Annotated in this window: 17 protein-coding genes; 8 read left to right on the top strand and 9 right to left on the bottom strand. The window is 70.0% G+C overall.

The window, feature by feature from the left end; genetic code table 11:
• Position 1 precedes the first annotated feature (1 nt).
• Positions 2-640 carry a MarC family protein gene (locus ACQP2E_RS11300; RefSeq protein ID WP_433830605.1) on the top strand — a complete coding sequence of 213 codons (639 nt, stop codon included), beginning with the start codon at positions 2-4 and terminating at the stop codon, positions 638-640.
• Between the two features lie 35 nt (positions 641-675).
• On the opposite strand, the gene ACQP2E_RS11295 is transcribed toward ACQP2E_RS11300, so the two are convergent.
• The 5 genes from ACQP2E_RS11295 to ACQP2E_RS11275 are packed head-to-tail and all read right to left on the bottom strand — an operon-like array spanning position 676 to position 6,518.
• Entirely contained in the window at positions 676-2,214 is a 1,539-nt protein-coding gene (locus ACQP2E_RS11295) for a glycoside hydrolase family 13 protein (RefSeq protein WP_433830603.1), read from the bottom strand.
• Complete coding sequence (locus ACQP2E_RS11290) at positions 2,211-3,443, bottom strand: ABC transporter ATP-binding protein (RefSeq protein WP_433830601.1); 1,233 nt, start codon at positions 3,441-3,443, stop codon at positions 2,211-2,213. Before ACQP2E_RS11290 ends, ACQP2E_RS11295 begins: the two co-directional genes overlap by 4 nt.
• A 13-nt stretch (positions 3,444-3,456) precedes the next feature.
• Positions 3,457-4,287 carry a carbohydrate ABC transporter permease gene (locus ACQP2E_RS11285; protein WP_433830599.1) on the bottom strand — a complete coding sequence of 277 codons (831 nt, stop codon included), beginning with the start codon at positions 4,285-4,287 and terminating at the stop codon, positions 3,457-3,459.
• Positions 4,284-5,219, bottom strand: a complete 936-nt coding sequence (locus tag ACQP2E_RS11280) for a carbohydrate ABC transporter permease (protein ID WP_433830597.1) — start codon at positions 5,217-5,219, stop codon at positions 4,284-4,286. Before ACQP2E_RS11280 ends, ACQP2E_RS11285 begins: the two co-directional genes overlap by 4 nt.
• Positions 5,220-5,228: 9 nt before the next feature.
• Positions 5,229-6,518 carry an extracellular solute-binding protein gene (locus ACQP2E_RS11275; protein ID WP_433830595.1) on the bottom strand — a complete coding sequence of 430 codons (1,290 nt, stop codon included), beginning with the start codon at positions 6,516-6,518 and terminating at the stop codon, positions 5,229-5,231.
• A 153-nt stretch (positions 6,519-6,671) separates the two neighbouring features.
• On the opposite strand from ACQP2E_RS11275, the gene ACQP2E_RS11270 reads away from it, so the two are divergent.
• Positions 6,672-7,676, top strand: a complete 1,005-nt coding sequence (locus tag ACQP2E_RS11270) for a LacI family DNA-binding transcriptional regulator (protein WP_433830593.1) — start codon at positions 6,672-6,674, stop codon at positions 7,674-7,676.
• A gap of 9 nt (positions 7,677-7,685) precedes the next feature.
• A complete protein-coding gene (locus ACQP2E_RS11265; RefSeq protein WP_433830591.1) occupies positions 7,686-8,273 on the top strand; it encodes a pentapeptide repeat-containing protein in 588 nt (195 codons plus the stop codon).
• Here the strand turns inward: ACQP2E_RS11265 and ACQP2E_RS11260 are convergent.
• Positions 8,247-8,486 carry a CDGSH iron-sulfur domain-containing protein gene (locus ACQP2E_RS11260; protein WP_433830590.1) on the bottom strand — a complete coding sequence of 80 codons (240 nt, stop codon included), beginning with the start codon at positions 8,484-8,486 and terminating at the stop codon, positions 8,247-8,249. The two genes, ACQP2E_RS11265 and ACQP2E_RS11260, sit on opposite strands and share 27 nt — an antisense overlap.
• Positions 8,487-8,562: 76 nt before the next feature.
• On the opposite strand from ACQP2E_RS11260, the gene ACQP2E_RS11255 reads away from it, so the two are divergent.
• Positions 8,563-9,531 (top strand): iron-containing redox enzyme family protein, encoded by a 969-nt coding sequence (locus ACQP2E_RS11255; RefSeq protein WP_433830588.1) that lies wholly within the window; start codon positions 8,563-8,565, stop codon positions 9,529-9,531.
• Positions 9,532-9,617: 86 nt separating this feature from the next.
• Positions 9,618-11,279, top strand: a complete 1,662-nt coding sequence (locus tag ACQP2E_RS11250) for a DEAD/DEAH box helicase (RefSeq protein ID WP_433830586.1) — start codon at positions 9,618-9,620, stop codon at positions 11,277-11,279.
• On the opposite strand, the gene ACQP2E_RS11245 is transcribed toward ACQP2E_RS11250, so the two are convergent.
• Together ACQP2E_RS11245 and ACQP2E_RS11240 are read right to left on the bottom strand one after the other, a co-directional pair.
• Positions 11,276-11,611: an STAS domain-containing protein gene (locus ACQP2E_RS11245; protein WP_433830584.1), complete on the bottom strand. Its 336-nt coding sequence runs from the start codon at positions 11,609-11,611 to the stop codon at positions 11,276-11,278. The genes ACQP2E_RS11250 and ACQP2E_RS11245 overlap by 4 nt on opposite strands.
• Positions 11,612-11,649: 38 nt before the next feature.
• On the bottom strand, positions 11,650-12,264 hold the full coding sequence (locus ACQP2E_RS11240) for a TetR/AcrR family transcriptional regulator (RefSeq protein WP_433830582.1): 615 nt from the start codon (positions 12,262-12,264) through the stop codon (positions 11,650-11,652).
• 114 nt (positions 12,265-12,378) lie between these two features.
• Between ACQP2E_RS11240 and ACQP2E_RS11235 the strand changes: the two genes are divergently transcribed.
• The 3 genes from ACQP2E_RS11235 to ACQP2E_RS11225 are packed head-to-tail and all read left to right on the top strand — an operon-like array spanning position 12,379 to position 16,192.
• Positions 12,379-13,824, top strand: a complete 1,446-nt coding sequence (locus tag ACQP2E_RS11235; RefSeq protein WP_433830580.1) for an APC family permease — start codon at positions 12,379-12,381, stop codon at positions 13,822-13,824.
• On the top strand, positions 13,821-15,731 hold the full coding sequence (locus ACQP2E_RS11230) for a primary-amine oxidase (protein ID WP_433830578.1): 1,911 nt from the start codon (positions 13,821-13,823) through the stop codon (positions 15,729-15,731). Before ACQP2E_RS11235 ends, ACQP2E_RS11230 begins: the two co-directional genes overlap by 4 nt.
• A complete protein-coding gene (locus ACQP2E_RS11225) occupies positions 15,719-16,192 on the top strand; it encodes a hypothetical protein (protein ID WP_433830576.1) in 474 nt (157 codons plus the stop codon). Before ACQP2E_RS11230 ends, ACQP2E_RS11225 begins: the two co-directional genes overlap by 13 nt.
• Here ACQP2E_RS11225 and ACQP2E_RS11220 read toward each other — a convergent pair.
• Positions 16,088-17,056, bottom strand: coding sequence for an anti-sigma factor RsbA family regulatory protein (locus ACQP2E_RS11220; protein WP_433833892.1), 969 nt, complete (start codon positions 17,054-17,056; stop codon positions 16,088-16,090). The genes ACQP2E_RS11225 and ACQP2E_RS11220 overlap by 105 nt on opposite strands.
• Positions 17,057-17,130: the final 74 nt, after the last annotated feature.

Here is a 17,130-nt window from a genome sequence, read left to right as displayed (position 1 = left end):
CATGTCCTTTACATACGAGGCGCTGGTCTTCTTTCTGGCGTTGTTCGCGCTCTACAGCCCGGTCGCGGCGCTGAGTTCCTATCTGCCCTACGTCCGCGGTTACACGCACGCCGAGCAGCTGCGGCTCGCGCTCGGGCTGGCCCTGAACGCGCTGGTGTTCGTGCTGATCGCGGTCTGGGTGGGCGAGCCGCTGCTGGAGTTGCTCGGCATCAGCACTGCGGCACTGACCGCGACGGGTGGTATCGCGCTGATCCTGGCAGCGGTGCCGCTGATGCGCGGCGCGGGAGAAACGGCACCGCCGACAGAAACGCCCGAAGAAGAGGTGATAAAACGGAAGAATCCTCTCTTCACGCCGCTCACCTTCCCGCTGACCGTCGGTGGCACCACCTTCGCGTTCGGCGTGGCGGCCTCAGCCGACGCCGGCGACGTCACCGGACGGCTCTGGCTGTCGGTCGCGGCGCTCGCCTACGGAATCGTCACCGGCGTGACGCTCTATCTCTCCGGACACGTCGAACGCCGAATCTCCTTGGAGACGTCGGCGATCCTGGACCGGGTGGCCGGCATCCTGCTGACCGCCATCGCGGTGATCCTGCTGGCGAACGGCTTCACCGACCTGGTGACCGCCCGGCTGAACAGCTAAGACCTGAACCACACCGCCGTCGCCCGGCTGAACAGCTAAGACCTGAACCACACCGCCGTCGCCCCCGGCAGCAACGGCCCGTCGAACGGCGAGCTCGCCAGCACCACCGAGAGATCAACCGGCAACGGCGCCGGCGAATCCCCCACGTTGACCATGCAGACGAACCCGGGCTCCCGGCGAAAGGCCAGCACACCCGGAGCAGCCGGGATCCACTCCATCTCCCCGTCACCGAGCGCCGGCAGCAGCCGCCGCTGGCGCAACGCCGCCCGGTAGAGCCGCAACATCGACTCCGGGTCATCGCTCTGCCGCTCCACGGTCAGGCCGGCCCACTGGTCCGGCTGGGGCAGCCACGACTTCTCGCCCGGCCCGAATCCGTACGACGGTGACTCCCCCGACCAGGGCAGCGGCACGCGGCAGCCGTCCCGCCCGGGATCGGTGCCGCCGCTGCGGAAGAACGTCGGGTCCCGCCGCGCCTCGTCCGGCAGATCCAGCACTTCCGGCAGGCCGAGTTCCTCACCCTGGTAGACGTAGGCACCGCCGGGCAGCGCGAGCATCAGCAACGCGGCGGCGCGCGCTCGGCGTACCCCTGCCTCGCCTCCGCCGTAACGAGTGACGTGCCTGGTCACGTCGTGATTGGACAGCACCCAGGTGGCCGGGGCGCCGACCGCCCGCAGCGACCGCAGACTCTCGTCGATCGCCGTCCGCAGCGCCTCCGCCGTCCACGTCGCGGAGAGGAACGTGAAGTTGAACGCCGTGTGCAGCTCGTCCGGTCGCAGATATCGGGCGAGCCGCTCCGGACTCTGCACCCAGATCTCCCCGACAAAAACCCTTTCCCCTGGGTACGCGTCCGCGAGCGCCCGCCATTCCCGGTAGACGTCGTGCACCTCGTCCAGATCCCAGTGCGGATGTCCTTCCGGGGCGGCGCCGGTGGTGAGCGAGTCCACGTCGGGCATCTGCGGATCTTTGGCGAGGCCGTGCGCCACGTCGACCCGGAACCCGTCGGCGCCCCGGTCGAACCAGAACCGCAGGATGTCCCGGAACTCGGCGCGGACCTCGTCGTTCGTCCAGTCCAGGTCGGGCTGCTCGGGGGCGAACAGGTGCAGGTACCACTGGCCGCCGGCCCGGCTCCAGGCGCGGCCGCCGAACGCGCTGATCCAGTTGTTCGGCGGCTGGTCGCTGCGCGGACCGTCGCGGAACAGGTACCGGGCCCGTTCCCGGCTGCCGGGCGGCGTGTCCAACGCCGCCCGGAACCAGGGGTGCCGATCGGAGGTGTGGTTCGGCACCAGGTCGAGGATCACCCGCAGGCCGAGCCGGTGGGCGTCCTCGATCAGCGCCTCGGCGTCGGCGAGAGTCCCGAAACGCGGGTCCACGTCGCGGTGGTCGGCCACGTCGTACCCGTTGTCGGCCTGCGGCGACGGGTAGAACGGGTTGAGCCAGACCGCGTCGACGCCGAGCGAGCGCAGGTAGGGCAGACGGGACCGGACACCGGGCAGGTCACCGATCCCGTCGCCGTTCGAGTCGGCGAAACTCCACACGTAGACCTGGTAGATGACGGCGTCACGCCACCAGGTCACGGAGTCTTCTCCATCCGTTCGCGCAGCTCCTCCTGCTCGAACCGGGCCAGGTCGGCGGCGGCCTCCTCGTCCCGGGTCAGGTTCTCCCCGGTACGCGGATCGAACAGGTGCATCCGGGTGGTGTCCGCCCAGAACTCGGCCTCGTGGTTCTCCCGCAGCCGGCTCATCGCGTCGATCGAAATGATCAGCTGGCTGCGCAGCGCCTCGCTGTCCAGTTCGGCGGCGAGCTTCGCGAGTTGCTCGGCCACTTCCGGGTTGGACTCGAACGGGATGTACGCGTACTGCGAGTCGCCGAGCCACTCGGTGACGTCGACAGGCGCCCGGAACGTCACGCCGCGCTCCCGTTTCGCCGGGTCGAGCAGGCGGGCGTCCTCGAAGTGCTCGGGACGCAGGCCGGCGATCAGCAGCTGCCCGTCGGTGACCTTGCCGGCCGCGGTGGCCGGCACGTCGGCCTCCAGGAACGGCAGGGTCAGCCGGTCGCCCGAGACGACCGCGGGCATGAAGTTCATCGGCGGGGAACCGATGAAGCCGGCCACGAACATGTTGACCGGCTGCTCGTACAGCTCACGGGGTGACGCGACCTGCTGGAGCAGGCCGCGGCGCAGCACCGCGACCCGGTCGCCGAGGGTCATCGCCTCGGTCTGGTCGTGCGTGACGTACACCGTGGTGGTGCCGAGCCGGCGCTGCATCCGGGAGATCTCGGTACGCATCTGGCCCCGCAGTTTGGCGTCCAGGTTGGACAGCGGCTCGTCGAAGAGGAACGCATTGACCCGCCGGACGATGGCCCGGCCCATCGCGACCCGCTGCCGCTGCCCGCCGGAGAGGTTGGCCGGCTTGCGGTCCAGGTGCTCGTCGAGCTCCAGCATCGAGGCGGCGTCGCGTACCCGGGTCTGTATCTCTTCTTCTTTGATCTTCTTGTTCAGTCGCAGGGGGAACGCGATGTTCTCGAAGACGGTCAGGTGCGGATAGAGCGCGTAGTTCTGGAAGACCATGGAGAGGTTGCGGTCGCGGGGCGCTTTCTCGTTGACCCGGTCGCCGCCGATCAGCATGTCGCCGGAGGTGATGTCCTCCAGACCGACGATCATCCGGAGCAATGTGGATTTCCCGCAGCCGGACGGCCCGACCAGGATCATGAACTCACCGTCCGCGATGTCGAGGCTGACGTCGTTGACGGCCTTGAAGCCGTCGCCGTACTCCTTCACGATGTTGCGCATCTCGATGGCAGCCATGCTCGAACTCCTTTCAGCCCTTCACGGCGCCGGACGTCAGACCGGCCACGATCTTGCGTTGGAACAGCAGCACGAGGATCACCACGGGGATGGTGACGACCACCGCGGCCGCTGCGATCGGCGCGGTCGGCTGGGAGAACTGCGAGGCGCCCTGGAAGAACGCGAGGGCCGCGGGGACGGGACGGGCGGCCTCGCTGGAGGTGAGGGTGATGCCGAAGACGAAGTCGTTCCAGACCGCGAAGAAGGTCAGGATCGCCGCGGTGAACACACCGGGCGAGGCCAGCGGGACGATCACCCTGCGGAACGCCTGCCAGGCGGTGGCGCCGTCGACCTGGGCGGCCTGCTCCATCTCCCAGGGGATCTCCCGGAAGAACGCCGCCAGGACGTAGACGGCGAGCGGCAGCGAATAGGAAAGGTACGGAATGATCAGCCCGAGCCACGTGTCGTAGAGGCCGATCGTGCGCCACAGGTTGAACAGGGGCGTGGCGATCGCGATCACCGGGAACACCGTGATGGCCAGGGCCACCCCGAGGACCAGGCGCTTGCCGGGGAACTCCAGGCGGGAGATGGCGTACGCGGCGAGGGTGGCGAGCACGACCGAGATGGTGGTGGCGATGATCGCCATACCGACCGAGTTGCGCAGCGCCGTGGTGAACAGGTCGGACGCGAAGACGGTCCGGTAGTTCGCCCAGCTCCACACGGTGGGCAGGAACGAGTTGTTGGTGATGTCGTCACCCTCCTTGAAGGAGAGCGAGACGATCCAGAAGACCGGGATCAGCGCGTACGCGATGACCGCGAGAGCGCCCACGATCCAGTAGACCTGTGTCCGGCGGCTCACCTTCACTTGCGATCACCCCTCGCCTGCGACAGGTCGGTGCGGAACACCTTGATGAACAGGAAAGCGATCAGGACGACGAGGATCGCGAGGATGACGCTGACCGCCGAGCCGAGCCCGATCATGACCCGGCTGATGGTCTGCCGATAGGCGAGGAAGGACAGCGTCTCGGTGCCCTGCGCGCCGGCCGTCATGATGAAGACGCTGTCGAAGATCCGGAACGCGTCCAGGGTCCGGAACAGCAACGCCACCATGATCGCGGCCTTCATGTTCGGCAGGATCACCCGTTTCACCCGCTGCCAGGCCCGGGCGCCGTCGACCTTCGCCGCTTCCAGATAGTCCTCCGGGATCTGCGCGAGCCCGGCGAGCAGCAGCAGCGACATGAACGGCGTGGTCTTCCAGATCTCCGCGACGCAGACCGTGAACAGCGCCGGCCAGGTGCCGCCGAACCAGTCGAAGTCACCGAGGCCGAGCAGCGGGTTCACAAAGCCATAGGTGTTGCTGAACGCGTACGCCCAGGCGTACGCGGAGACGACCGTGATGATCCCGTAGGGCACCAGGATCGCGGTGCGCAGCGGGGTCCGCAGGTGCAGCGCCCGGTGCATCACCATGGCCAGGGCGAAGCCGAGGACCAGCTCGATCGCCACGGTGACCACGGTGATCAGCGAGGTGACGCCGAACTGCCGCCAGAACAGCCCGTCGGTCAGGATCATCGCGTAGTTGCCGAGCCCGATGAACTCGCGCCCGGCCGGGTCGGTGAGCCGGTAGTCGAACAGGGAGAGCCAGAGCGCGTTGAGGATCGGGTACCCGGTCACCAGCACCATCGCCAGGAACGCCGGGCCGGCAAGCATCCAGCCCAGGTTGCGTTCCTTACGCGTACGGTCGGTGATCTTCGCTCGGCGTGCCTTGGGTACGGGCTTCGCCACGGTGGACACGGCCATCGCCCCTCCTCAGATCAGCCGTTTGTTGGACAGGACGTCCTCGAGCAACTGGTTCGCCTCTCGAGGGGTGGCCGCCGGGTCGAGCGCGTCCGGCGGGTGGAAACCGGCCTGGATGGAGCCGGTGACGTCGCCGTAGTACGGACTGACCGGCCGGGGTGTCGCGGTGTCCATGCCGGTCCGGATCTCGTCGGCCATCGGGAACATGTCCCGGATCTCCTGGTCGTCGAAGACCGCGCCGAGCGCCGCCGGGTTACCGGCCGTGATCATGAATTCCTTCTGGCTCTGCGCCGAGGCGAGGCAGCGGATCGCCTCGACCGCGAGGTCGGCGCGGGTGCTGAACGCGCTCACCGACAACCCCAGCCCGCCGGACGGGGGCGCGCCCGGGGTCCCGGCGTTGACCTGAGGGTAGGCGGCCCAGCCGATGTCGTCCTTCCAACCGGCCGGCAGCGAGCCCTCCTCGATGGCCGAGTCGAACGCCGCCCACACGTACGGCCAATTGACCATGAAGCCGCCGTCGGCGGCCTGGAAGGCGGCCCGGGAGTCCTCCTCGCCGGCGGTGCTGAGCCCGGCCGGCGCGGCCGGCGAGACCGCGAGGTCGTGCATGACCTTGACCGCGGCCTCTCCGGCCGGGCTGTCCAGCTCGCCACGGACCTGGTTGGCCGGGAGATCCTCGGAACCCTCCGCCAGGATGGTCCCGCCGGCCGACACCACCAGGGCGTTGACCCAGACCATCAGGCTCTCGTTGCGCCGGCCCTGCGCGGCGAGGGTCACCCCGGCCTGCTCGGCGCCGCGGATCAGCTGGTCCCAGGTGACCGGGCCGGCTGACGGGTCGACGCCGGCTTTCTGCAGCACCGACTTGCGGTACCACAGCAGCTGGGTGTTGCCGTAGAGCGGCGCGGACCACAGCTCGTCACGGAACGTCGACTGCTCCAGGGGTCCTTTGAGAACGCCGTCGGAGAATTCCTGCCGTTCGGCGCCGGTGAACGGCCGCAGGAAACCGGCGTTGGCGAACTCTGCCATGAACGGCGGGTCGACGCTCACGATGTCCAGCGATCGATCCTCGGCGGCGAGCCGGCGCAGCAGCTGCTCACGGCCACCGGCCGCGTTGTTCGGCAGGCGCTGGATGTTGAAGTCGTAGGCGCCGCCGGACTCGGCGGCGCATCGCTGCGCCACGTCCTGCTGGGCGGCGTCGGCGATGTAGTAGGTCAGTGTCTTCGCATCACCGGTCCCGCCGCCGCACCCGGCCAGCACCGAGGCTGTCAGGAGGAGGAGGGCGGCGGCAGAATTTCTGTGCAGCACGGTGCCATCCCTTCGTCGCTGAAGGTGGACCTTGGAATCGCTTCCAGAAACCACCGTTCATGTGACGCAGGTCTCATGTCAAGAGAGTCAGCGTTATCTGCGATTCCTACTCCCAGGGGATGCTGGAATCGCTTCCACGACTAAAGTGGAGCGATGGTCAACATGGCCGACGTGGCACGCCTGGCCGGCGTGTCGATGGCCACCGCCTCCCGCGCGCTCAGCGACCATCCGCACGTGGCGCCGGCCACCAGAGCGCGCGTGCTGGACGCCGCCGCCGAGTTGGCGTACGTCGTCTCCCCGGAAGCGTCCCGCCTGGCCGGCGGTGTCACCGACCGCATCGCGGTCGTGGTCCCGCATCTGTCCCGCTGGTTCTTCGGCGCGCTGCTGGACGGTCTCGAGTCGGTGCTGCGCGAGGCCGACAAGGATGTGCTGGTCTACCACGTCGGCGACGCCGCCGACCGGCGGAGGTTCTTCGAGCGGCTGCCGGCCCGGCGCAAGGTCGACGCCGTCGTGGTCCTCGGGATGCCGGTCGCCCGGCCCGAGCGGGAACGCCTCGAGATGATGGGCGTGCACATCGTTGCGGCCGGCGGACAGATCGAGCCGTACCCGTTCGTCTCGATCGACGACATGGTGGCCGGTCGCCAGGCGGTCAACCACCTGCTCTTCCTCGGCCACCGGCGGATCGCCATGATCGCCACGAACGACCCCGGGCAGCCGGGCTGGCCGATCCGGGCGGGGCGCTCCCGGGCGTACCACGCGGCGCTCGCCGACGCGGGCCTGCCGGCCGATCCGGACCTGGCCGTCACGGTCCCGTGGGGCGGTGCCGCCGGCGCCGAGGCGATGGCCGAGCTGCTCAGCCTGCGCGAGCCACCCACCGCGGTCTACGCGCACTCCGACGAGGTGGCACTCGGCGCGCTCCGCACGATCCGCCGGGCCGGTCTGCGCGTGCCCGAGGACATCTCGGTGATCGGCATCGACGACCACCCGCTCGCCGAGCTGACCGATCTCACCACCGTGGCCCAGCCGGTCCGCGACCAGGGCGCGCTCGCCGGCCAGGTGGTGCTCGGCCTGCTCAGCGGCGCGGCCACCGACCCCGGCATCACCGTGGCGACCCGGCTCGTCGTGCGCGGGTCCACCGGGCCACCGAAGGTTGCCTAAGCTCAGCCCATGACAGCGCGCAGCATCGTCACGACCCGGGACTGGGACGCCGGGACCGGCAAGCTCGCCCGGCACGAGCGGACCGAGTTCTCCGGCCTCGACCTCTGCGAGACCGACCTGACCGGCGTCGAGTTCGACGGCTGCGTGTTCCGTGACGCCCGCTTCAACTGCTCGCAGCAGACCGACGTGGCGTACCTGAACTGCACGTTCGTGAACTGCAACTTCTTCGACGCCACGTTCACGAACTGCAAGACGGTCGGCAGCCATTTCGAGCGCTGCTCGTTCGACATCACCACTGTCGACGGCGGCGACTGGTCCTTCACCAGCCTGATCCGCGCCGACCTGAGCAGCGCCACCCTGACCGGCGTGCGGATGCGCGAGGCCGACCTGACCGGCGCGAAATGCCGGAACGGCACGCTGCGCGACCTCGATCTCTCCGGCGCCACCCTGACCGCCGCCGATCTCACCGGCTGCGACCTGCGAGGCTCCGACATCTCCACCCTCAACCCCACCGAGACTTCGGTACGCGACGCGGTCATCACCGTCGAGCAGTCGGTCGCGATCGCGATGTCACTGGGGCTGCTGATCCGCGACTGAGACCCGGGGCGCCGGGGTCTCCCGCCCGGAGCCGGCCTTGAACCGGACCGCCTTGTGAGTCCCGTCGCAGAACGGCTTCACGGCGGAGCGCCCGCAGCGGCACAGCGCGACCGTCCCGCGCCCGGGGTCGATCCGCTGACCATCCGGGGTGTGCAGCTCGAAGTCCCCGCGCACGATCAGCGGGCCGTCTTCGTAAGGAACGATGTCAGCCATCACGTCTGACGAATGCCCTGCGGGTGACGGCTGAAACCGATCGTTTGACCATGTGCTCCCAGGGAAGCTTGTGACCATGAAACTTCCGTCCGCACGTGGCCCGGTGTCGGCCGCCCTGATCGACGTCCTGTCCGGCCGGAGCACCGAGCTGCCGGCCCGGCCGGTCCTCGACGACGACGGCGACCTGCACCTCACGCTGTTCGTCTGCTACGAACTGGCGTACCGCGGATGGGACGGCGTGGACGACAGCTGGGAGTGGAACCCGGGCGTTCTGCGCCTGCGGGCGGTCGCCGAGGAACGCTTCATGGCGGCGCTGCGCGACCTGGCAGGCCCGCCGGAACCGGTCGACCCGGCGACGGTCCCGCAGCGGCTGCGCGAGCTCGCCGACGCCGACGACGGGCCCTCGCTCTCCGGATATCTGCGCGGCCGGGCGACTCACGAGCAGTTCCGGGAATTCGTCGCGGAGCGGTCGGTGTACCACCTGAAGGAGGCCGACCCGCACACCTGGGCCATCCCCCGGCTCGCCGGAGCGGCGAAAGCAGCGCTCATCGAGATCCAGATCGACGAGTACGGCAACGGACGCGCCCCGAGAATGCACCAGGAGCTGTTCACCAAGACGATGAACTGGTTCGGCCTGGACACCACGTACGGCGGGTACGTGGACACGGCCCGCGCCGAGACGCTCGCGAACAACAACCTCATGTCGCTGTTCGGCCTGCACCGCCGGAACCGGGGAATGATCATCGGACATCTCGCGGCGTACGAGATGACGTCGACAGCCCCGAACCGGTCGTACGGCAACGGGCTGCGCCGGCTCGGCGGGGATGCCGAGGCGACCGCGTTCTACGACGAGCACGTCGAGGCCGACGCGGTGCACGAGCAGATCGCCGCGCACGACCTGGCCGGGTCGTTCGCGCGGGCCGAGCCGGAGCTGGCCGGCGACGTACTCTTCGGTGCCCGCTGCGCGCTGGCCCTGGACACTGTCTGGGCGGCGAGCATGCTGGCGTCCTGGCAAGAGAAAAGCCTGGCCGGAACCGGTGGATGAACGCCTGCTCGCAAGCGTCTCGCGGTCAGCCGACATACTGGAAGGAACAACAGCACGCCGGTTGAGCCCGATCACAGGAGATTTGCATGACCGTGTCCGGCTTCGCCGACCTGCAATTGCGCCCCGAACTTCTCAAGCCTCTCGCCGATCTCGGTTACGAGGAACCCACCCCGATCCAGGCCGAGGCCATTCCTCCGCTGCTCGCCGGCAGTGACCTGCTCGGGCAGGCGGCGACCGGCACCGGCAAGACCGCGGCGTTCGCCCTGCCGGTCCTGCAGCTGCTCGACGCCGGCCGCTCCGCGAAGAGCCCGGCCGCCCTGGTCCTGGTGCCGACCCGCGAGCTGGCCATGCAGGTCTCCCAGGCCTTCCACCGGTACGGCCGCGACCTCGGTGCCCGGGTCGTCCCGATCTACGGCGGCCAGCCGATCGGCCGGCAGCTGCAGGCCCTGGACCGCGGCGTCGACGTGGTGGTCGCCACACCGGGCCGCGCCCTCGACCACATCTCCCGGGGCACCCTCGACCTGAGCGCCGTGCGGACCGTCGTCCTCGACGAGGCCGACGAGATGCTCGACATGGGCTTCGCCGAGGACATCGAGGCGATCCTGGTGGAGACGCCCGACGATCGGCAGACCGTGCTCTTCTCGGCGACCATGCCGGGCCGCATCGACGCCATCGCGCGGCGCCACCTGACCGAGCCGGTCCGCATCCAGATGGGCCGCGCCGAGCCGGAGCCGGGCAGCGCGCCGCTGGTCCGGCAGAGCGCCTACGTGGTGGCCCGCCCGCACAAGCCCGCCGCCCTGGGCCGCGTGCTGGACGTGGAGTCACCGACCGCCGCGATCGTCTTCTGCCGGACCCGCGAGGAGGTCGACCAGCTCACCGAGACGCTGAACGGCCGCGGCCAGCGGGCCGAGGCGCTGCACGGCGGGATGAGCCAGGAACACCGCGACCGGGTGGTCAACCGGCTCCGCGACGGCCGGGCCGACCTGCTCGTCGCCACCGACGTGGCGGCCCGTGGCCTGGACATCGACCGGCTGAGCCACGTGGTGAACTACAGCCTGCCGGCCGCGCCGGAGACGTACGTGCACCGGATCGGCCGGGTGGGCCGGGCCGGGCGTGAGGGCGTCGCGATCACCCTGGCCGAGCCGCGCGAGCACCGCATGCTCAAAGCCGTGGAGCGGACCACCGGGCAGCGGATCCTGCTGCAGAAGGTGCCGACCGTGGCCGATCTGCGTACCCGCAAGCTGGAGATGACCCGCGCCGCGCTGCAGGAGAGCCTGCTCACCGACGACCTGGACCGCTTCCGCGTGGTCGTCGAGACGCTCACCGACGAGTTCGACGTGATGGAGGTCGCGCTCGCCGCGGTGAAGCTGGCCCACGAGCTGAACGGCGGCGACCTCGACGACGAGCAGGACATCCCGGAGACCGCGCTGCGCCCCGAGCGGGAGCGCCGCGACACCGTCCGGCCGACCGGGCGCGGCGCCGCGCGGGGCGGTCACACCACCCGGCTGTTCATCAACTCCGGCCGCAGCAACCGGATCCGCCCGCAGGACCTGGTCGGCGCGATCACCGGGGAGACCCGGCTCAGTGGCCGCGACATCGGCGCCATCGAGATCGCCGACAAGTTCTCGCTGGTGGAGGTACCGGCCGACGCGGCCGACGAGGTCATCACCGCGTTGCGGCACGCGTCGATCCGGGGCCGTAAGGTGCTGGCCCGCCGCGACCGCGACAAGGACCAGCGCCGCCCCTAGCTCTTGTCCGCGGCCTGCTCGACGGTCTGATCCCCGGCGAACAGGTGCTGGAGGTTCGTCACCTCGAGGACCATCCGGACCATCGGGCCGGGGTCGCGCAGCAGCAGCGTGACGTTCTGCGCGGTGGCGGCACGGCGGGCCGCCACCAGCACGCCGAGGGCGGACGAGTCGAGGAACGTCACCTGGCTCATGTCGACGATCAGCTGGCTGCAGTCACGCCGGTCCAGCACCTGCTGGAACACCTGACGCAGGACAGCGGCGTTCGCCACGTCCAGGTCGCCTTCCGGGGAGAGAACGAGGGTGTCGCCCTCTCGTTCGATCGTCCAGTCCATCGACGTTTCCTCCATCAGTTCCGGCGGGCGGGCGCACTCTACCCATCGTGGGAACGAGCGAAACCCGGTGTGCGCCACGGTATAAGACAGTGCTCGATGAGCGAGAGCTGGCGGGCCGGCGCGGACAACGGTGAACGCATGACCGCGAATGCCTGCTGGCCCATGCCGACCGCGAACAGGACGTCGCTCACGTCGTCGACCGGGGTCTCCGGCACCAGTTCGCCGTCCTGGACCGCCTCGGCCAGGTGGTCCCGGACCAGCACGCTCCAGTGGTCGGCGACATCCTGCCCGGCGCCGATCCGCTCGTTGGCGGCGAGACGCCCCCAGAAGCCGACCACCACGTACGCCTCGTCGACGGTCTCCTTCTCCAGCGGGTAGATCTCGCGCAGCATGGCGTGCACGGCGTCGAGCCCGCGCCGGCCGGCCGTGGACGCGGCGAGCCGGGCGTTGGTCCGCTCCGCGATCCGCTGGTACGCGGCCGCCGCCACGTCGTCGAACCCGTCGAAGTAGTGCCAGAGTGCGCCGGTGCCGACGCCCAGCTCGGCCGCTGTCGCACGGCTTGTCGCGGCGGGCATCCCGTCGCGGGCCACGACGGTCAGGAACGCCTCGACGATCTCGGTCCGGCGGGCTTCGTGATCGACAATCTTCGGCACGGCTGCCCACGCTACCGGGCACGGGTTACTTGATCGAAATGATCATGTCATCTATTTCGAGCAAACGCTCAATAACTTTATCGAGCACCCGCTCAATAAAGCGTAGGAGCGTTGATGACAACAGAACCCGGCCCCCGTCTCTCCGGCCGTCTCGGACCGGCGGCGATCGTCTTCATGGTGGTGGCAGCGGCGGCGCCGCTCACCGTCGTGATGGCCAGCCCGATCGGCATAGCCCTGACAAACGGCGGCGGCATCCCCGCCAACTACCTGCTCGCCGGCGTGATCCTGCTGCTCTTCGCCGTCGGTTTCACCGCGATGGCCCGGCACATCAAGGACGCCGGGGCGTTCTACTCGTTCGTCGGCGCGGGACTCGGCAAGCACGCCGGCACCGCGGCCGCCTTCCTGGCCCTCTTCACCTATCTCGCGATCCAGACCGCGATCTTCGCGTACCTGGGTTTCGCCACGACCGGGCTGATCACCACGTTCGGCGGGCCGGAGACGCCGTGGTGGCTGTGGACGCTCGCCGCGATCGCGGTGACCGGCTATCTCGGGTACCGCGACATCGACCTCTCCGCCAAGGTCCTCGGCGTCCTGCTGGTCCTCGAAGTGCTGGTCATCGTCGTGCTGTCGGTCGCCGTCCTGGCGAAGGGCGGCGCGCACGGCATCAACCTCGACTCGTTCCGCCCGTCGGTCTTCTCGGCCGGGCCGCTCGGTCTCGGCATCCTGATGGCGTTCGGCGGTTACAGCGGCTTCGAGTCAACCGCGATCTTCCGGGACGAGGCGCGCGACCCGCATCGCACGATCCCCCGGGCCACGTACGCCGCGGTGATCGGCATCGGGGTCTTCTACACCCTCGCTACCTGGGTGCTGGTGCTCGCCTGGGGCACCGGCGACGTGCGGTCGGCGGCGCTGGAGCACCTCGGCGCCGGCGACCTGGTCCCGGCGACAGCGGCCAGTTACGTCGGCACCTGGCTGGCCGACACGATCGCCGTCCTGATCGTCACCAGCCTGTTCGCCTGCGTGATCTCGTTCCACAACGTGGTGGCGCGCTATCTGCACTCGCTCGGCCGGGGCGGGCTCATCCCGGCCCGCCTGTCCGCCACCCACGGCACGCACCGCTCGCCGTACGTCGCGTCGGTCGTCGTCTCGGTGATCTCGCTGGTCCTGCTCGGCATCTGGCTCGCGCTCGGCTGGGACCCGCTCACCCAGATCTTCACCTGGGTCTCGTCGACCGGCGCGCTCGGCATCATGCTGCTCTTCCTGCTCGCCTCGGTCTCGGTGGTGGTGTTCTTCGCCCGCACCCGCCTCGACCGGCGGATCTGGCACACCGTCGCGGCTCCGGTGCTGAGCCTGATCGGGCTGGTCGTCGTCGGCTGGACCGCGATCACCAACATGGACGCGCTCACCGGCTCGACGTCGTCCGCGCTCAACCTCTCGCTGGCCGCCGCGCCACTGGTGGCCCTGTTCATCGGTCTCGCCGTCTCGGTCAGCACGAACACCCCGGTCGCTGATCACAAACGGCCGGCTCCCACCCGTACCCCTGAAAGAGATCGCGCATGAGCACCAAGATCGACCACCCACTGACGCCGCTCACCGTAGGTGAGATCGGCGCGCTCCAGACCGCACTCGCGCAAGCCGGCATCGCCGGCGAGAGCATCAGGCTGTCGTACGTGCTACTGCGCGAACCCGAGAAGGAGGTTGTTCTCGCCCACCGTCCCGGCGATCGGGCGCGGCGTGAGATCTCGGCGCTGATCACCGATCTCGCTGCCGGAACGGTCACCGACGTCGTCGTGGACGTCACCGACCTGGACGCTCCACTGCTGGTCACCGCGAAGGAACTGGACCCGGCACGGGACGGCGTGGCACCGAGCCTCGACGAGGACTTCGTGGTGGCCGAGCAGATCTGCAAGGCCGACGCGGCCTACGTCGCCGCTCTCGCGGCGCGCGGCGTGACCGATCTCGATCAGGTGCGGATCGTCGCGCTCAGCGCGGGCGTCTTCGGGTACGCCGATGAGGCCGGCGTGCGCATGACCCGAGTCCTGGCGTTCCGGCAGGACCACCCGGCCGACTCGTGCTGGGCGCACCCGATCGACGGCGTCGTGGCGCACGTCGACCTGACCAACCGCAAGATCCTCCGGCTGATCGACACCGGACACACCGACGTGCCGGCCGAGTCCGGCGACTACACCGATCCGGCGGTGCGCGGACCGCTGCGGACCACCCTGAAGCCGATCGCGATCACCCAGCCGGACGGCGTCAGCTTCACCCTCGACGGCGACGTGCTGTCCTGGGAGGGCTGGAGCGTGCGGCTCGGCTTCAACGGGCGTGAGGGCCTCACCCTGCACCAGCTGAGCTTCGCGGAGCGGCCGATCGTCTACCGCGCGTCGGTGAGCGAGATGGTGGTCAACTACGGCGACCCGTCGCCGACGCACGCGTGGCAGAACTACTTCGACGTCGGCGAGTACCAGTTCGGCCGGCTCGCGAACTCCCTGGAACTCGGCTGCGACTGCCTCGGCGAGATCGTCTACCGATCCGCCACCGTCGTCGACGACCTCGGCCAGGCCAAGGTCATCCCCAACGCGATCTGCATCCACGAGGAGGACTTCGGCGTGCTGTGGAAGCACAGCGACGGCTTCTCCGGCACGAAGGAGACCCGCCGGCAGCGCCGTCTGGTGGTCAGCTTCTTCGTCACGGTCGGCAACTACGACTACGGCTTCTACTGGTACCTCTACCTGGACGGCAAGATCGAACTGGAGGCGAAGGCGACCGGCATCGTCTTCACCTCGGGGCATCCGGGCGGCGACTACCCGTACGCCACCGAGATCGCGCCAGGTCTCGGTGCGCCGGCGCACCAGCACCTGTTCTGCGCCCGCCTGGACATGACTGTCGACGGCGTCGCGAACACCGTCGACGAGATCGACGTCGCGCGCGTCCCGGTCTCCGCCGAGAACCCCTGGGGCAACGCCCTGACCCGTACGATCACCCGGCTGTCGCAGGAGGGCTCGCGCGTGTCGGCGCCGGAGGCCGGCCGGGTGTGGCGGATCTCCAGCAGCTCCACGCGCAACCGGATGGGCGGGGCGCCCTCCTACGTCCTGCACCCGCACGAGGGGCCGTTGCTGATGGCCGACCCGTCGTCGTCCGCGGTGGCCCGGGCCGGGTTCGCCACGAAGAGCCTGTGGGTGACGCGGTACGCGCCCGAGGAGCTGTGGGCGGCCGGCGACGTGGTCAACCAGCACCCCGGTGGTGCTGGGCTGCCCGCGTACGCCGCCGCCGGGCGCGACGTCGACGGACAGGACCTGGTCGTCTGGCACACGTTCGGCCTCACGCATTTCCCGAGGCTGGAGGACTGGCCGATCATGCCGGTCGACTACGCCGGGTTCACGCTGACGCCGGACGGTTTCTTCGACCGCAACCCGACCCTGGACGTCCCGTCCGTGGTCAAGCCGTCCGGATCATGCTGCGCCTGAACCCGGTCGTCGCGGGACGCCTCGCCGCGGCCGCCGGCATCGTGGGGACCGTCGGTCACCTGGTGCTGGCGGCCGGGCACGCCGGGCACCCCGGGCACCCCGGGCACGCCGGGCACCCCGGGCACCCCGGGCACGCCGGGCACGCCGGGCATGAGCCGGTGCTGCTGGCCGGCATGGCGCTTCTGGCGCTGGTCTGCGTGCGGTGCGCGGTCCACCTGTGGCGGCGGCCTGCCGACCGGGGCGCGTGGCAGGACACGCTCGGCACCGGCGCGGTGATGGCCGTGCTGCACCTGGTCACCGGGATGCCGCTGGCGCTGCTCGCCGTGCCGGTGCTCCAGCTCGCCCTGCGGCTGCTGTCACAGGCTCATGTGGACACGGATGCTGGTGCCGTCCGGGCGGGCGTGGATGCGCACCAGGTCGCAGAGCTGGTGCGCCAGGATCAGCCCGCGGCCGCCCTCTGAGCTGGGCCCCGGCGGGATGCGGCCGGCGAGCGGGTCGGCCAGGTGCCCGGCGTCGTCGACCTGGCAGACCAGCATGCCGGCCTCGGCCCAGACGCTGATCGCCGCGCCGGCGCCGGTGTGGGCCAGGCTGTTCTCGGCCAGCTCGTTCAGCGCGATGGTCAGGTCGTCGGCGCGCTCGGCCGGCAGACCGGCCGCGCTCGCCCGGGCCGCGACGAACCGGCGGACCCGCGACAGCTGGGCCACCTGGGTGAACGACAGCGTGCCGGCTTGCGACGGGACCTCCGGCAGCGGCTGGTTGAAGCCCTCGGCGGTCCGGTACGGGTCCGCGTACCACGGGCTCGGCCGGCGGGCGCCGCCGACGATCATCACGGGGTGGGTGCGCCACGCGTCGTGCAGCCGCTCCTGGTCCAGCTCGGACGCGTCGTAGGGGCAGAGGATCGCGGCGTCCCGGCCGGCGAACACCGCGTTGATCATCGCCTCGTGGGCCGCGCAGGCGGGGTATTCCACGGTGGACCGGCCCGGCCAGACCGGCTCGCCGATGATCGACACCCGGCGCCCGGCGTGCTCGGCGGCGAACGCCAGCAGCACACACGGGATGATCCGGCCGGGGTTGCGGCCGTCCACCGCCATGTCGGCGAACCGGACCGCCGCGCCGAGGCCGGCCAGCTCGTCCCGGAGCATCGCCAGGTTGCCGCCCGGTACGGCCACCAGCACCGCGTCACCGGCGGCGACCGCGGCCCGCGCGAAGGCGGCCGTGCCCTGCCGGTACTCGGCGGGCGTGCGGTACAGCAGACCTGGGTGATCGAACTCAGCAGTCGCACTGATCATCGGGCTCACGCCGGTGATTACGTCCGGGCCGGTCATCGAGTTCACGTGCCCCTCCATCCGCGCCTCAGGGTACTCGGCGAATCACCGGATATCGGAAGTTCACCCTCCAG

It is taken from the genome of Actinoplanes sp. CA-015351 (genome assembly GCF_050955685.1).
Taxonomy (GTDB): domain Bacteria; phylum Actinomycetota; class Actinomycetes; order Mycobacteriales; family Micromonosporaceae; genus Actinoplanes.
Note: the sequence above shows the minus strand (reverse complement) of the source record. Positions and strands in the feature narration are given on the sequence as shown.

Bases quoted from the DNA above. Each gene is read 5' to 3' on its own strand.
- ACQP2E_RS11300 (WP_433830605.1), top strand. From the start codon at position 2: ATGTCCTTTACATACGAGGCGCTGGTCTTCTTTCTGGCGTTGTTCGCG.
- ACQP2E_RS11220 (WP_433833892.1), bottom strand. From the start codon at position 17,056: ATGACCGGCCCGGACGTAATCACCGGCGTGAGCCCGATGATCAGTGCG.
- ACQP2E_RS11235 (WP_433830580.1), top strand. From the start codon at position 12,379: ATGACAACAGAACCCGGCCCCCGTCTCTCCGGCCGTCTCGGACCGGCG.
- ACQP2E_RS11280 (WP_433830597.1), bottom strand. From the start codon at position 5,219: ATGGCCGTGTCCACCGTGGCGAAGCCCGTACCCAAGGCACGCCGAGCG.
- ACQP2E_RS11250 (WP_433830586.1), top strand. From the start codon at position 9,618: ATGACCGTGTCCGGCTTCGCCGACCTGCAATTGCGCCCCGAACTTCTC.
- ACQP2E_RS11290 (WP_433830601.1), bottom strand. From the start codon at position 3,443: ATGGCTGCCATCGAGATGCGCAACATCGTGAAGGAGTACGGCGACGGC.
- ACQP2E_RS11270 (WP_433830593.1), top strand. From the start codon at position 6,672: ATGGTCAACATGGCCGACGTGGCACGCCTGGCCGGCGTGTCGATGGCC.
- ACQP2E_RS11260 (WP_433830590.1), bottom strand. From the start codon at position 8,486: ATGGCTGACATCGTTCCTTACGAAGACGGCCCGCTGATCGTGCGCGGG.
- ACQP2E_RS11245 (WP_433830584.1), bottom strand. From the start codon at position 11,611: ATGGACTGGACGATCGAACGAGAGGGCGACACCCTCGTTCTCTCCCCG.
- ACQP2E_RS11255 (WP_433830588.1), top strand. From the start codon at position 8,563: ATGAAACTTCCGTCCGCACGTGGCCCGGTGTCGGCCGCCCTGATCGAC.
- ACQP2E_RS11265 (WP_433830591.1), top strand. From the start codon at position 7,686: ATGACAGCGCGCAGCATCGTCACGACCCGGGACTGGGACGCCGGGACC.
- ACQP2E_RS11225 (WP_433830576.1), top strand. From the start codon at position 15,719: ATGCTGCGCCTGAACCCGGTCGTCGCGGGACGCCTCGCCGCGGCCGCC.
- ACQP2E_RS11230 (WP_433830578.1), top strand. From the start codon at position 13,821: ATGAGCACCAAGATCGACCACCCACTGACGCCGCTCACCGTAGGTGAG.